Source organism: Variovorax sp. F042 (genome assembly GCF_057814215.1).
In genome coordinates this window covers 97,693-110,295 of sequence record NZ_JBVASX010000004.1, presented here as the reverse complement: position 1 = coordinate 110,295, position 12,603 = coordinate 97,693, and the positions used below count along the sequence as shown (strand labels likewise).

General features: G+C 67.4%; 13 protein-coding genes. 5 read left to right on the top strand and 8 right to left on the bottom strand.

What is annotated here, in order from left to right; genetic code table 11:
* The first annotated feature begins 227 nt into the window (after positions 1-227).
* Genes ACZYSP_RS15795 through ACZYSP_RS15775 form a run of 5 tightly spaced genes read left to right on the top strand, consistent with a single transcriptional unit; the run spans position 228 to position 2,835 of the window.
* On the top strand, positions 228-533 hold the full coding sequence (locus ACZYSP_RS15795) for a 2Fe-2S iron-sulfur cluster-binding protein (protein WP_489015209.1): 306 nt from the start codon (positions 228-230) through the stop codon (positions 531-533).
* A 21-nt stretch (positions 534-554) separates the two neighbouring features.
* Positions 555-881 (top strand): ferredoxin, encoded by a 327-nt coding sequence (locus ACZYSP_RS15790; RefSeq protein WP_489015207.1) that lies wholly within the window; start codon positions 555-557, stop codon positions 879-881.
* Positions 878-1,156 carry a 2Fe-2S iron-sulfur cluster-binding protein gene (locus ACZYSP_RS15785; RefSeq protein ID WP_489015205.1) on the top strand — a complete coding sequence of 93 codons (279 nt, stop codon included), beginning with the start codon at positions 878-880 and terminating at the stop codon, positions 1,154-1,156. Before ACZYSP_RS15790 ends, ACZYSP_RS15785 begins: the two co-directional genes overlap by 4 nt.
* Before the next feature lie 56 nt (positions 1,157-1,212).
* Positions 1,213-1,989: a ferredoxin--NADP reductase gene (locus tag ACZYSP_RS15780; protein ID WP_489015203.1), complete on the top strand. Its 777-nt coding sequence runs from the start codon at positions 1,213-1,215 to the stop codon at positions 1,987-1,989.
* A 33-nt stretch (positions 1,990-2,022) separates the two neighbouring features.
* Positions 2,023-2,835, top strand: coding sequence for an alpha/beta fold hydrolase (locus tag ACZYSP_RS15775; protein WP_489015201.1), 813 nt, complete (start codon positions 2,023-2,025; stop codon positions 2,833-2,835).
* A 327-nt stretch (positions 2,836-3,162) separates the two neighbouring features.
* On the opposite strand, the gene ACZYSP_RS15770 is transcribed toward ACZYSP_RS15775, so the two are convergent.
* The 8 genes from ACZYSP_RS15770 to ACZYSP_RS15735 all read right to left on the bottom strand — a co-directional run bounded on the left by ACZYSP_RS15770 (position 3,163) and on the right by ACZYSP_RS15735 (position 12,586).
* A complete protein-coding gene (locus ACZYSP_RS15770) occupies positions 3,163-4,296 on the bottom strand; it encodes an acyl-CoA dehydrogenase family protein (RefSeq protein WP_489015199.1) in 1,134 nt (377 codons plus the stop codon).
* A gap of 10 nt (positions 4,297-4,306) precedes the next feature.
* A complete protein-coding gene (locus ACZYSP_RS15765; protein ID WP_489015197.1) occupies positions 4,307-5,494 on the bottom strand; it encodes an acyl-CoA dehydrogenase family protein in 1,188 nt (395 codons plus the stop codon).
* A 6-nt stretch (positions 5,495-5,500) separates the two neighbouring features.
* The gene (locus ACZYSP_RS15760) at positions 5,501-6,685 is read right to left on the bottom strand and encodes an acetyl-CoA C-acyltransferase (RefSeq protein ID WP_489015195.1); all 1,185 of its coding nucleotides are present in this window, start codon (positions 6,683-6,685) and stop codon (positions 5,501-5,503) included.
* A 17-nt stretch (positions 6,686-6,702) separates the two neighbouring features.
* Positions 6,703-7,737 carry a Bug family tripartite tricarboxylate transporter substrate binding protein gene (locus ACZYSP_RS15755; protein WP_489015193.1) on the bottom strand — a complete coding sequence of 345 codons (1,035 nt, stop codon included), beginning with the start codon at positions 7,735-7,737 and terminating at the stop codon, positions 6,703-6,705.
* A 36-nt stretch (positions 7,738-7,773) separates the two neighbouring features.
* A complete protein-coding gene (locus ACZYSP_RS15750) occupies positions 7,774-8,751 on the bottom strand; it encodes an NAD(P)H-dependent flavin oxidoreductase (protein ID WP_489015191.1) in 978 nt (325 codons plus the stop codon).
* A gap of 79 nt (positions 8,752-8,830) precedes the next feature.
* Complete coding sequence (locus tag ACZYSP_RS15745) at positions 8,831-10,351, bottom strand: AMP-binding protein (RefSeq protein WP_489015189.1); 1,521 nt, start codon at positions 10,349-10,351, stop codon at positions 8,831-8,833.
* A 31-nt stretch (positions 10,352-10,382) separates the two neighbouring features.
* Entirely contained in the window at positions 10,383-11,417 is a 1,035-nt protein-coding gene (locus tag ACZYSP_RS15740) for an acyl-CoA dehydrogenase family protein (protein WP_489015187.1), read from the bottom strand.
* Positions 11,414-12,586, bottom strand: a complete 1,173-nt coding sequence (locus ACZYSP_RS15735) for an acyl-CoA dehydrogenase family protein (RefSeq protein WP_489015185.1) — start codon at positions 12,584-12,586, stop codon at positions 11,414-11,416. Before ACZYSP_RS15735 ends, ACZYSP_RS15740 begins: the two co-directional genes overlap by 4 nt.
* Positions 12,587-12,603: the final 17 nt, after the last annotated feature.

Sequence of the window (12,603 nt, the reverse complement as noted above, 5' to 3'; positions counted from 1 at the left end):
GGCAGCTGCGAGGCGCGCGGCACAAGGCCCCTGGAGGGGATGGCGTGATCCTACGTATGCGCGATGCAAAACTGCAATTCATATCACTTTTATTGATCCCTTGCATTGGCCGTCGTGATGTTGTTTGACGCGGCAGCGGCTTCGCTTGGACATTAGCCACCAAGCATCCGGCCTGGGAGGACCACGGCCGATTCGCCCCTCCACCGCGAACCATGGAACAAGTGCTCATGCCCAAAGTTGTGATCAGGAAAGACGGCCAGTGCTTCGAGGGCGAGGTGCGGCCGAACACCAACCTTGTCGTACGCGCCGGCATCAAGCAATTTCCTTTTCCGCACCTCAACTACGGCTGCGGCATGGGCAAGTGCTCCAAGTGCGTGTGCAAGGTGTTGCACGGCGGAGAACACCTGGCCGCACCCAACTGGAAAGAGCAGAAGCAGCTGGGCGACCAGCTCGACGCTGGCTTCCGGCTTGCCTGCCAGCTCTGGATCCACCACGACATCGAACTGAGCCAGGACGAGACGGCGCTCGCCTGACACCGCCCGCTTTACACACACATGCCAAACGCATATGTCATCCTCACGAACAAGGACGGCCAGTTCCGCACCGAGCTGTGCGACGGCCTTCGTCCCGTCGAGAGCCACGACTACTTCTTCTACGGCCAGCGGCGCGCGCGCTTCGTCATTGCCGAGCTTGAACGGCCAGTGAAAGTCGCGATCGTGGACGAGGGCGACCCGCCCACGCGCAACCTCGTTCCCTCCAAGTTTCTGCCGCGATTCGACACGCTCGAGGCCGCGCGCGAGGAACTCGCGCTGTTGGTCAACTTCGGCCGCCTGGACGTGCGCCTCGTGCATGTCGACGCGCAGGAGGCCGGCCGCCCATGATCAGCGTCACCTTTATCACCAATGCGAACAAGGTGCTGACTGCGCCGGAAAACAGCAACCTGCTGCGCGTGTCGCTGCGCGGGCAAGGCGGCATTCCTTTCAAGTGCGGCGGCGGCGTGTGCGGCACTTGCAAATGTCGCATCGAGAGCGGCCTGGAGCACACCGACGCTGTCAAGCCGAAAGAACGCAAGCACCTTTCGGAAGCGGATTTCGAACAAGGCTTTCGCATGGCGTGCCAGACCTTCGTAAACGGGGACATCAGCGTCTCGTGGTAATTCCCATTCAGGCAGCGGCGCACGTTCGCCGGGCCGACAACATCGAACATCTATCCATGACAGACCCCGACAATTTCCCTGTGCGCGTGCTGGCGCGTACCCCCATCGCCACGGACACGATGGCTTTCTTCCTGGAACGCCCTGCCGGCTTCGACTTCGAGGCGGGCCAGTTCGTCAGCCTCCAGCTGCCGGATTTCGATGCGCCGGAAGACGGCTCGGACGACGGCGAGCGCATGCTGTCGATCGCCAGCGCCCCCCATGATCCGCACCTCATGGTTGCGATGCGCATGCGCGATACGGCATTCAAGCGCCACCTCTCGCAATGCGCCCTCGGTGCCGACGGCGCCTTCGTGAGCCTGAGCCCGGCCATGGGCGATTTCGTGTTGCCCGAAGACCCGCGCCAGCCGCTCGTGATGCTCGCCGGTGGCATCGGCATCACACCGTTCTACAGCATGCTGCGCCACCTGCAACATCAGGCTGTCAGCGGCAAGGCGGTGCCGCCGGTCACACTGCTCTACGGCAACCGCACGCACGCACTCGCCGCCTGGTGCAGCGAGCTCGCGCAGCTGTGCGCCGACCTGCCGCGACTACGCGTTGTGCATGTGATTGCCGAGGATAAACGCGCGCCCCCTTCATCGGGCGGCCAGGACGCACACGTCTGGCGCGACGGCATGATCGATGCCGCGCTCATCCAGCAGGAAGTGCCCGACTGGCAGGCCTGCCGCTACTACATCGTCGGCCCGACCGCCATGGTCGCAGTCATGCAGGACTGTCTCGATGCCTGCGGTGTGCCGCCCGAGCAGGTGGCGATCGAGTTCTTCGCCGGCTACTGATCCCATTTTCTTCAAGCGCTCAGAATTTCTCCCATGCAGGTCACCACGCAGAACATCGCCCTCCCCTCAGGGGCCGGCAGCATCCAGGTGCATCGCCACGGCGACGCCCGCGCGCCCGCCGTGTACATGGCGCACTCCATCCTCTCCAGCAGTGCCATGTGGTCCAAGCAGGCGCAGCTGCTGGCCTCGCGCGGCTGGCATGTGGTGTGCGCAGACACGCGCGGCCATGGCGGCTCGGTGGCCCACGAACCGCCCTCCTCCATGCAGCATCTGGTGGCCGACACTGTCGCGGTGCTCGATGCACTCGGCATCGCGAAGGCGCACTACGTCGGGCTGTCGTTGGGTGGCATGAGTGGCTTCGGCCTGGCGCTTGCGCATCCCGACAGGCTGGCGAGCCTATGCCTGTGCGATGCGCGTGCAGACACACCACCGGAGGCGTCCGCACCCTGGAACGAGCGCATCGCCATCGCCGAGCGCGAAGGCTGCGCGGCGCTCGCGCGGCCCACCCTCGAACGCTGGTTCGGCCGCGACTTTCTCGATGCCCACCCCGACATCGCGCAGCGCCTGCTCCAAGTCGCGGCGTCGACATCGGTGGACGGATTCGTCGGATGCGCGCGCGCCATCCAGGGACTCGACTACCTGGCCCGGGTGTCAGAGATCGCGCTGCCCACAACCCTGATCGTGGGTGCGAACGATGGGGTTCTGCCACAAGCGATGACCGAGATCCATGGGCGCATCTCCGGATCCGTCCTCGTGGTCATCGCGCAGGCGGGACACCTGCCCAACATCGACCAGCCTGAGGCATTCGACGCCGTGCTGATGCGGCACTTTGGCGCGCCCGCATAAAGGCGGAGGCTTCAAGGCCGCGCCGACAGCGCCTCGACGCTTGCCACGCCCGCCCCAGTGAAGGATTGTCATTCACGTATAAGCCACACAATGGATCGGGCCAGACGCGTTGTCTCCGTGCGATTTTCCGGATACATGCTGGCCAGCGCCGCCACCAGCGCCTGCGCGGATCGGCGCGAGATTGACTTCTTGACCGCCGATGCGCCTAGGTCCAGTTGCCGTGGCGGCCGAAAAGCTGCCACTCATTGGCGCGAATGAAGAGGCGAAGCTCAATGCGTCGATCGCAGGACATGGCCGCAGCCATGCGCACGCGCCAGGTTGCAACCCTCACGCGCAGCCAAGCGACACATAGCGCGCCAAGTGATGGTCCTCGTCGCCGAGCATGTGTTCGGTCAGCACCAGGCCCTTGGCTAGGTGTGACAGCGGGAGCTCCCACGTCATGCCGATGCCGCCATGCATCTGGATGCACTCCTCGGCCACACGCGTCCCGACGCGGCCGGTGGTCACCTTGGCGGCCGACAACGCTCGCTCGCGCGTGACGCGGTCGGCCGATTGCAGCGCGTTTGCCGCGTTGATGACGGCTGAACGCGCCTGCTCGATACCCAACCACAGGTCCACCATGCGGTGTTGCAGCGCCTGGTTGCCTCCGATGGATCGTCCGAACTGCTCGCGGGTGCGCAGGTAGTCGAGGGTGAGTTGCTTGGCGGACTCCATCGCACCCAATGCCTGTGCGCTCAGTGCCAGCACGCCGGCGCCCACGGCGCCTTCGATGCTCGAAAAGGCTTGGCCTTCGGTGCCGACCACCGCATCGGCCGGCAGTTGCACGCCGTCCAACGCGATGTCCGCGCCCCGGCCACCATCGGCCAACGGGTAGCCACGCAGCATGATGGCCGAGGTCGCGGCGGGAAGCACGAACAGGCTGATGCCCGCGGAGTCGCCGTCGCGACCTGATGTGCGGGCCGAGACGATGAAAAAGTCGGCCTGCTCCGCATGGCGCACCACGCATTTCAGGCCGTCGAGCTGCCAGCCACCATCGCTCGGCCGCGCACGTGTCGTCACGTGCGAAACCTCGTAGCGGGCCTCGGGATCGGCGTGCGCAAGGACGGCCAGCTTGCGGCCGGCCACAATGTCGCGCCGCATCGCACGCTGCACATCCGTTTTCGCTTCGGCCAGCGCGGCAACGGCCATTAGCGCTGCAAGCATGGGCTCCAGCGCCATCGCGCCGCCCAGCGCTTCGAACACCAGTGCGATGTCAAAACCGCTGCCGCCGAGGCCGCCGTCTGCCTCGCCGAAGAGCGCGCCGAGCGCCCCCAGATCGACGAGATGCCGCCACATTTCCATGCTGTGCCCCTCGCCCGATTGCGCAATGCGCTGGCGCTGTGCGAAATCGTAGTGCCGGGCCAGCATGCGCCGCAGCGCTTCGTCCAGCATGCGCCGGTCGTCTGTGGGTTCGAAGTTCATGCGGCGTCCTTCATAGCCCCAGCACCGTCTTGGCGATGATGTTGCGCTGGATCTCGTTGGAGCCCCCGAAGATCGAGAGCTTGCGGTTGTTCAGGTACTGCGCGGCGGCACTCACCGATTCAGCGGGCGCGCCGGCCAGGGCTTCGGCATCGCCGAGGTGCGGCAGTGCATGCAAGCCGACCGCGCGGCGCACGAGCGCGGCGAGTTCTTGGCGGATCTCGCTGCCGAGCAGCTTTAGGGCCGAGCTTTCTACGCCGGGGCTGCCGCCGTTGACCACAGCGGCCGTCACGCGCAGGTTGGTCGTCTTCAGATTTTCCAGGTCGATTTCCACGCGCGCCATGCGCCCCGCGAACGCCGGGTCGCGGTCCAGCGGCTGGCCGCCGCTCACGACTTTGGCCGCCACGGCCTTCAGTCGCTGCAGCGCCGCCACCGAAAAGCCGATGCCCGCGTTGCGTTCGTGCGTAAGCAGGTATTTGGCGCAGGTCCAGCCATCGTTCTCTTCTCCGACGAGGTTCTGCGCCGGCACTCGCACGTTGGTGAAGAAGACCTCGTTCACCTCGTGTTCGCCGTCTAGGGTAACGATGGGCCGCACCTCGACCCCCGGCGAGCGCATATCGATCAGCAGGAAGCTGATGCCCTGCTGACGCCGTGGGTCCTTGGAAGTCCGCACGAGGCAGAAGATCATGTCGGCGTGCTGCGCGAGCGTGGTCCAGGTTTTCTGGCCGTTGACGATGTAGTGCGGACCCGCTGCATCGTGCCCGCGCACTGCCGACGTCTTTAGCGCCGCCAGGTCGGAGCCCGCGCCCGGTTCCGAGTAGCCCTGGCACCACCAGTCGGAGCCATCAAGGATGCGCGGCAGCCAGTGGCGCTGTTGCGCCTCGGTGCCGTAGCGGATCAGCACCGGCCCGAGCATGAGGAGCCCGAAAGGCACGATACGCGGCGCGTCGGCCAGCGCGCATTCATATTCGAAGATGAAGCGTTGCACCGCATTCCAGCCGGCTCCGCCGTGCTCGCGCGGCCAGTGCCCCGCGAGCCAGCCACGCGATTGCAAGATGGCATGCCACTGCTGCATCTCATCCTTGCGAAGCGTGCGGCCCTCCGCCACCCGCCGGCGCAGCACCGGTGGCAGGCGCTCGGCCAGGAAAGCACAGACTTCCGCGCGAAAGGCCTCGTCTTCGGGTGTGAAGTTCAGGTCCATGCGGGTCTAGCGAAAAATCTCGAACAGGCCGGCCACGCCCATGCCGCCGGAGACGCACATCGTGACCACCGCGTAGCGCGCGCCGCGGCGGCGCCCTTCAATGAGCACGTGTCCAGCAAGGCGCGCACCGGTCACGCCGTAGGGATGGCCGATGGAGATGGCACCGCCGTCGACGTTCAGGCGTTCGTCCGGAATGCCCAGGTGCTGCTGGCAATAGAGCGACTGCGAGGCGAAGGCCTCGTTCAGCTCCCACAGGTCGATGTCGTCGATCGCGAGGCCGTGGCGCGCCAGCAGCTTGGGCACCGCGAACACCGGCCCGATGCCCATTTCGTCGGGTTCGCAGCCCGCCACGGCCAGTCCGCGAAAGGCCCCCAGCGGCGCGAAGCCGGCGCGTTCGGCATCGCGCGCTTCCATCATCACGCAGGCAGCCGCGCCGTCCGACATTTGCGAGGCATTGCCCGCGGTGACGAAGCGCTCGGGCCCATTGACTGGCTGCAGCCGCGCCAGCGCCTCGTAGGTGGTGCCATGCCGATTGCAATTGTCTTCGCCGATTGTCGTCTCGCGGTGCGACACCGCGCCTGTGGCTTTGTCCTGCACGGCCATGGTAGCGGTCACGGCCACGATCTCCTCGCGGTAGCGGCCCGCGCGCTGTGCGGCCTCGGTCTTTTGCTGGCTCTGCGTCGCAAAGCGGTCTTGCGCCTCGCGCGTGATGCCGTAGCGTGCGGCCACGATGTCGGCCGTCTCGATCATCGAGAGGAAGAGTCCGGGTTGCTGCGCGAGCAGCCAAGGATCGGCATCGCCGGGGCCCGGGCCGCGTGGCGCAATGCGCGAGATGCTTTCCACCCCGCCGGCGACGACGACCGACATGCCGTCCACCACGATGTTGCCTGCTGCCATCGCGATGGCCTGCAGCCCAGAGGCGCAATAGCGGTTGATGGTGGCGCCGCCCACGCCCACCGGCAGGCCGGCGCGCAGGGCCGTCTGCCGCGCGACGTTGCGGCCGGTGGTGCCTTCGGGAAAGCCACAACCCAGGATCAGGTCTTCGATGCGTTCGGGGTCGATGCCCGAGCGGTCCACGGCGGCGCGCACCGCGTGCGCGGCGAGCTCGGGGCCGGGCGTGATGTTGAACTCGCCGCGAAAGGACTTCGCCAGTGGCGTGCGGGCGGTGGAAACGATGACGGCTTCGCGCATGGTTCTCTTCTCGTTAACTATTCGAGCGTGATGCCGCCAATGCTGCGGATCAACTGGCCCCAGACCACGCCGTCTTGCTGGACGGTCCTTGCGAAATTCGCCGCCGATGGGTCGCCGATGTCGTAGCCAATCTGCGCAAGCGCGGAACGCATGTCGTCGGTTTTCATCACATCCGCGAAATCCTTCACCAGCGCCGCGACGAGCGGCTTGGGCATGTTCGCAGGTCCGAAGATGCCGATCCACCCAACCAGCGGCCCGAGCGTGGGATAACCGGCTTCGGGGAAGGTCGGGATGGCCGCAAACGATGCCAGGCGGTGTGTGCCGGTGATGGCCAGTCCGCGCAGGCGGCTGCCGGGCTGCAGAAAGGCGGCGGCTGAACCCACGTCGCACACCACCGCACTAAGCTGTCCCCCGATCAGGTCGTTGATGGCCGACGCACAGCCCTTGTAGGGCACATGGACCATGGTGACGCCCGCGCCGTGCTTGAAAGCCTCGCCAATCAGATGGCCGAGCGAACCGTTGCCGTAGGAGCCGTAGCTCATGGTGTTCGGGCTGCTCTTGGCCGCGGCCACGAATTCGGCTACGGTCTTCGCGACGTTGTCGGCATTGACCAGCATTACCAGCGGCGTCACGCCGATCTGCGCAATCGGCGTGAGGTCCCTGGTCGCGTCGTACGGCAGCTTCTTTATCAGGTGCGGGAGCACGGTGATGGTGGAGCCCGCTGCCAGAATAAGCGAGCTCCCGTCGGGCGCGGAGCGCACGATGTTGTCCACGCCGAGCACGCCCGAGGCACCGGGCCGGTTCTCCACAATCACGGACTGGCCGAGCACGGGCGCCATGCGGGTCGCGAGCCGGCGCGCGATGGTGTCGATACCCCCGCCGGGCGGCACGGTGACGATGATGCGCGCGGGCTTGGTCAGCGTGGCGGCACCGGGGGTGCCCAGGGTGGCGGGGGCGCCCTGCGCCCAGGCCACCGCCTGCAACGATATCGCGGCTGCGACGCACAAGGCAGCCCGCAACGCGGCCCGCGTCCAGAGGGTATCGGTCTTCATTTTTTTGTCTCCTGCTGTTGATTCGATGGTTGCGGCTCAGGCGGCGATGGCCTGACGGCCCAGCACCTGGCCGAGCGCGGCGTCATATTCCGCGGCCAGCCTGTCGACCAGGACGGCGGTCGGCACCACCCGGTCGATGATGCCGATGCCCTGGCCGCAGCCCCAGACGTCTTTCCAGGCCTTGGGCTTCATGCGGCCGGAGGCGACATTCATGCTGCCGGGGTCTCCGCCAGCCAGGTTGTCGGGATCGAGTCCGGCCGCGACGATCGAGGGGCGCAGGTAGTTGCCGTGAACGCCGGTGAAAAGGCTGGTGTGCACCACGTCCCGCGCCGCGCTGTCGACGATCATCTGCTTGTAGGCCGCCGCCGCATTGGCCTCCTCGGTGGCGATGAAGGCTGAGCCCATGTAGGCGAAGTCGGCGCCCATCGCGCGCGCTGCCAAGACCGAACGGCCGCTGGCAATGGCGCCCGACAGCACGAGCGGGCCTTCGAACCATTGGCGTATTTCCTGCACCAGCGCAAAGGGCGACTGCGTGCCCGCATGCCCGCCCGCACCCGCCGACACGGCAATCAGTCCGTCGGCGCCCTTCTCGATCGCCTTGCGCGCGAACGCGTTGTCGATGACGTCATGCAGCACTATGCCGCCATAGGCATGGATGGCGTCGTTCACCTCGGGCCGCGCGCCGAGCGAGGTGATGACGATTGGCACCTTGAAGCGGGCGCACACCTCGAGATCGTCCTGCAACCGGTCGTTCGAGCGGTGCACGATCTGATTCACGGCAAAGGGTGCGCTGGGCCGCTCCGGGTGTGCTCGGTCATGCTCCGCCAGCGCATCTGTGATGCGCTGCAGCCAGTTCGCGAGTTCTTCCTGGGGGCGCGCGTTGAGCGCCGGGAACGAGCCGACGATGCCCGCCTTGCATTGCGCGATGACGAGTTCGGGCGTCGAGATGATGAACAGCGGCGAGGCGATCAGCGGCAGCCGAAGCCGCCCCGAAAGGAGTTGTGGAAATGTCATGCGAAGGCTCCTGAAAGGGGTTGGACGGGCATGCCGACGGCGCGCTTTCGCACAAGGTGCACATCGGCCAAAGGATGTTTCAGATCCTGCGGTTCTGCTCGCGCCAGTACGGCTCGCGCAGCAGGCGCTTGAAGATCTTTCCGGTGTCCTCGCGCGGCAGCTGCGCATGAAACTCGATCACGCGCGGTACCTTGAAATTGGCGATGTGCGCGCGCAGGAAGTGCTGGATGCTGGCCGCATCGAGCTGCGCGCCGGGGCGCAGCTGCACCGCCGCGGCCACGCTCTCGCCGAACTCCTCGTCGGGAATGCCGAACACCGCGCAGTCGGCCACCCCCGCCAAGCCCTGCAGCACGGACTCGACCTCGGCCGGGTAGATGTTCACGCCACCCGAGATGATCATGTCGTTGCGCCGGTCGCAGATGTAGAGAAAGCCCTCCTCATCCAGGTACCCCACATCGCCAAGCGCGACCAGGCCGTCGCGCTCCATCGCGTCGCGGGCCGCCTGGTTGTTCACGTAGGTGAAATCGGGCAGCGCCGGCTGGCGCACGTAGATGGCGCCGATCTGCCCCGGGGCCAGCTCGCGGCCCTCGTCATCGACGATGCGCAGCCGCGCCGGGCCGAGCGCCTGGCCGACCGAGCCGGGATGGGCCAGCCAGGTGGGCGAATCGATGAAGGTGACGTAGCCGGTCTCGCTGGCGCCGTAGGCCTCGGTGATGACGGGGCCGAACCAGTCGATCATGCGGCGCTTGACATCGGGTGCACAAGGTGAGCCGGTGGAGGTGACGTGGCGCAGCGTGGCCACGCTGAAGCGCGCGCGCTGCTCATCGCCCAGCGCGAGCAGCCGGCGGTACATGGTGGGCACCAGGTAGGCGTGGGTGACGGCGTGCCGCTCGATCAGTTCGAGCGCGCGCAGCGCGTCGAAAGTGGGCTCCAGGATCAGCGTGGCACCGGCGTCGCAAGCCTGTACCAGGTACATGGTGGAGGCGCTGTGATAGATGGGGGCGCACAACATCGCGGTCACGCCCAGCGCCATGCCCGAGGCGATGCGGCCGATTCGGCGCGACTCCAGCTCCAGCGCATCGCGCTCCTGCGGCGCAAGCGTGAGCCGTCGCACGCCCTTGGGCTTGCCGGTGGTGCCCGATGTGTATTGCACCGATCCGAAGTGCAGGCGCGGGCGCGCTGCCATCGGCGGCACGCCGACGCCGAAGTCGATCCAGCGCATGGCGCGGCCACCGGCGTCGGGCTCCGGGCTTTCTTCGTCGGCCGGCACGGCGACGATGGCCACGCCGGTCGGTACCCCGGCCACAACCTGCGCGAGCAGGTCGTCGTGCACGAAAAGCATCGCAGCGCCGCTATCCTCGAGCATGTAGGCCGCCTCGGGCGGCTTGCAGTGCCAATTAAGCGAGACGAAATAGACACCTGCGCGGCGGCACGCCAGGACCAGCGCCGCGTAAGCCGGGCAGTTGCGCATCATCATGGCCACGGTCTGACCGTGCGCCACGCCAGCCGCCTCCAGGCCGGCGCACAAGCGCTCAACCTCGGCCTCCATCCATTCGGCGGTGAAGGTGCGTCCTGAAAAAACGATCGTCGGATAGCTCACTTCGGTTGTCTCCTCATTGTTCTTGGGTGTCTCAGCGGCTTTGCAGCGCCGCCAGCGCTGCGCCCGCATGGCGCGCGCCGATGGTCATGGCGCGGCGCAAGTACAGGCCGGCGTCGTGCTCCTCGGCAAAGCCGATCGCGCCATGGAACTGCACCACCTCCTTGGTCACGCGCAGCGCCGCGGCGCCGGCACGATGCACGGCGGCCGCGGCAGCCCAGCCTTCCTTACTGGTGCCGGCCGTGCGCGCTGCCTCGTGTACCAGCGCGCGCGTGGCGGTCACGTCGACATGGCAGGCTGCGGCACGGTGCTGCAGCGCCTGGAAGCTGCCGATCGGCACGCCGAACTGGCGGCGCAGACGCAGGTAGTCGAGCGCGAGGGCAAGGGCCGCGTCCATCAGGCCGCAGAGGTAGGCAGCATCGCCGAGCCACGCGAGGTGCCGGCCGTGCCGCCAGGCGGCCTCGCCCGCGCTGCCCGACAGCACCTGCGGCGCATCGTTCCAGATGGCGCGGCCGACGTGCAGATCGGCCAAGCGGCTGCCATCCACGGCGTGGCGCACGGTGAGCGCAACACCAGGTGCGCCGGGGTCCAGCAGCCGCGCACTGAACTCGTGCCCCGAGCCGCAAGCCACCAGCCAGTGCGTGGCTGCGTCGCCGTCGGGTGCCAAATGCGCCGCAAGGGTGACGTCAGCGGACCCGGCGGCATCCACCAGCACGACGTGTGCCGATCCCTCGATCAGCGCCAGCAACGTCGGCACCGCGACCTCGCCCGCCTCGGCCAACACCGCAGCGGCGGCCATGCCCATCGTGAGCGGTGGCGCCAGCAATGCGCGACCGCCTTCTTCGGCGACCACGCACAGCGCCGGCGCGCCCAATTGCAGGCCACCCGCCGATTCGGGGACCGCGATCCCGAGCCAGCCAAGTTGAGCGATTGCGCTCCACGTGGCGGGCTCCCACGCGGGGCCGCCTTCATGCACCCGGCGTGCCCGGGCCGGGCCACCGAACGAGGCAGCGGCGTCCGCTGCGCTCTCGGCAATCATGCGCAGGGGCGCACTGTATTCGGCATTCATGACTTGGCTCCGGCGACCGGCAGGCCGAGCACCCGCGTCGCGATGATGTTGCGCTGCACTTCGCTGCTCCCGCCGTAGATGCCCAGGCGGCGTGCCTGCAGGAACATCTCGGTGGCATCGAGCAGGTCGTCACCCCGGCGAACCGGATCTCGCAACGCGGCGGCGGGTCCCGCCACGCGCTGCACGAGGTCGAGCAGTTGGTGCACGGTGTCCGTGGCCAGCAATTTCAGGTAGGAGCTGTCAGCTGCGATGCCCTGTTCGGCGGCTTCGGCCGCTTCGAGGTAGGCAGCGATGAGCGTCTCGACCTCCACCTCGGCAAGTGCGGCGGCCTCACGCACGCTGGGCGGCAAGCGGTCCGTAGGCGTGGCACGCAGCATCATGCGCAGGCGCTCCCGCGCGCGCAGCGCCTGGGCCGGCGAGCCAATGCGCAACCGCTCCTCGCTCAACACGGCGGTGGCCACCAGCCAGCCCTTGTCGATCTCGCCGACAACGTTGTCCAGCGGCACTGCCACCTCGTCGAAGAACACTTCGGCAAACTCGTCGTCGCCCGCGATGGTGCGGATCGGCCGGCGCCGGATGCCCGGTGTCTTCATGTCGATCAGCACGAAGGTGATGCCATGTTGCGGCTTGCCGGCAGTGGTGGTGCGTACCAGCGCGAACATCCAGTCGGCATGGTGGCCCCAGGTGGTCCATATCTTGTGGCCGTTGATGACGAGCCTGTCTCCGTCCGGGCCGCCGCGCACCTCGGCGCGCGTGCGCAGGCTCGACAGATCCGAGCCCGCCCCCGGCTCGGAATAGCCCTGGCACCAGATGGCGTCGCCTGAAAGAATGGCCGGCAGGTGGCGTTGTTGCTGCGCCGGCGTACCACGCGCGATGAGCAGCGGGCCGATGTGGTTCAGGCCCTGGGTCGGAAAGTCGGGCGTGCCCGCGCGCGCCATTTCTTCCATGAGGATCACCTGCTGCACCGCGCTGGCACCCATGCCCCCATGCGTGCGCGGCCAATGCGGCGCAATCCAGCCGCGCTGCGACAGCGCGCGGTACCAGGGCATGCCCTCGACCGGCAGCGGCCGGAAGGTCCGGTGACGCAGCGCGTCGGGCGCGTGGGTCGCGAGCCAGTCGCGTACCTCGTTGCGGAAGGCCGCGTCCGCGGCCGATTCGGGTCTGAGCATCGTGGCAAATAGCGGCC

Excerpts from the sequence above, each read along its gene's own strand:
- ACZYSP_RS15740 (WP_489015187.1), bottom strand. The coding sequence starts at position 11,417 with ATGAATGCCGAATACAGTGCGCCCCTGCGCATGATTGCCGAGAGCGCA.
- ACZYSP_RS15795 (WP_489015209.1), top strand. The coding sequence starts at position 228 with ATGCCCAAAGTTGTGATCAGGAAAGACGGCCAGTGCTTCGAGGGCGAG.
- ACZYSP_RS15790 (WP_489015207.1), top strand. The coding sequence starts at position 555 with ATGCCAAACGCATATGTCATCCTCACGAACAAGGACGGCCAGTTCCGC.
- ACZYSP_RS15770 (WP_489015199.1), bottom strand. The coding sequence starts at position 4,296 with ATGAACTTCGAACCCACAGACGACCGGCGCATGCTGGACGAAGCGCTG.
- ACZYSP_RS15760 (WP_489015195.1), bottom strand. The coding sequence starts at position 6,685 with ATGCGCGAAGCCGTCATCGTTTCCACCGCCCGCACGCCACTGGCGAAG.
- ACZYSP_RS15780 (WP_489015203.1), top strand. The coding sequence starts at position 1,213 with ATGACAGACCCCGACAATTTCCCTGTGCGCGTGCTGGCGCGTACCCCC.
- ACZYSP_RS15735 (WP_489015185.1), bottom strand. The coding sequence starts at position 12,586 with ATGCTCAGACCCGAATCGGCCGCGGACGCGGCCTTCCGCAACGAGGTA.
- ACZYSP_RS15785 (WP_489015205.1), top strand. The coding sequence starts at position 878 with ATGATCAGCGTCACCTTTATCACCAATGCGAACAAGGTGCTGACTGCG.
- ACZYSP_RS15765 (WP_489015197.1), bottom strand. The coding sequence starts at position 5,494 with ATGGACCTGAACTTCACACCCGAAGACGAGGCCTTTCGCGCGGAAGTC.
- ACZYSP_RS15775 (WP_489015201.1), top strand. The coding sequence starts at position 2,023 with ATGCAGGTCACCACGCAGAACATCGCCCTCCCCTCAGGGGCCGGCAGC.
- ACZYSP_RS15755 (WP_489015193.1), bottom strand. The coding sequence starts at position 7,737 with ATGAAGACCGATACCCTCTGGACGCGGGCCGCGTTGCGGGCTGCCTTG.
- ACZYSP_RS15750 (WP_489015191.1), bottom strand. The coding sequence starts at position 8,751 with ATGACATTTCCACAACTCCTTTCGGGGCGGCTTCGGCTGCCGCTGATC.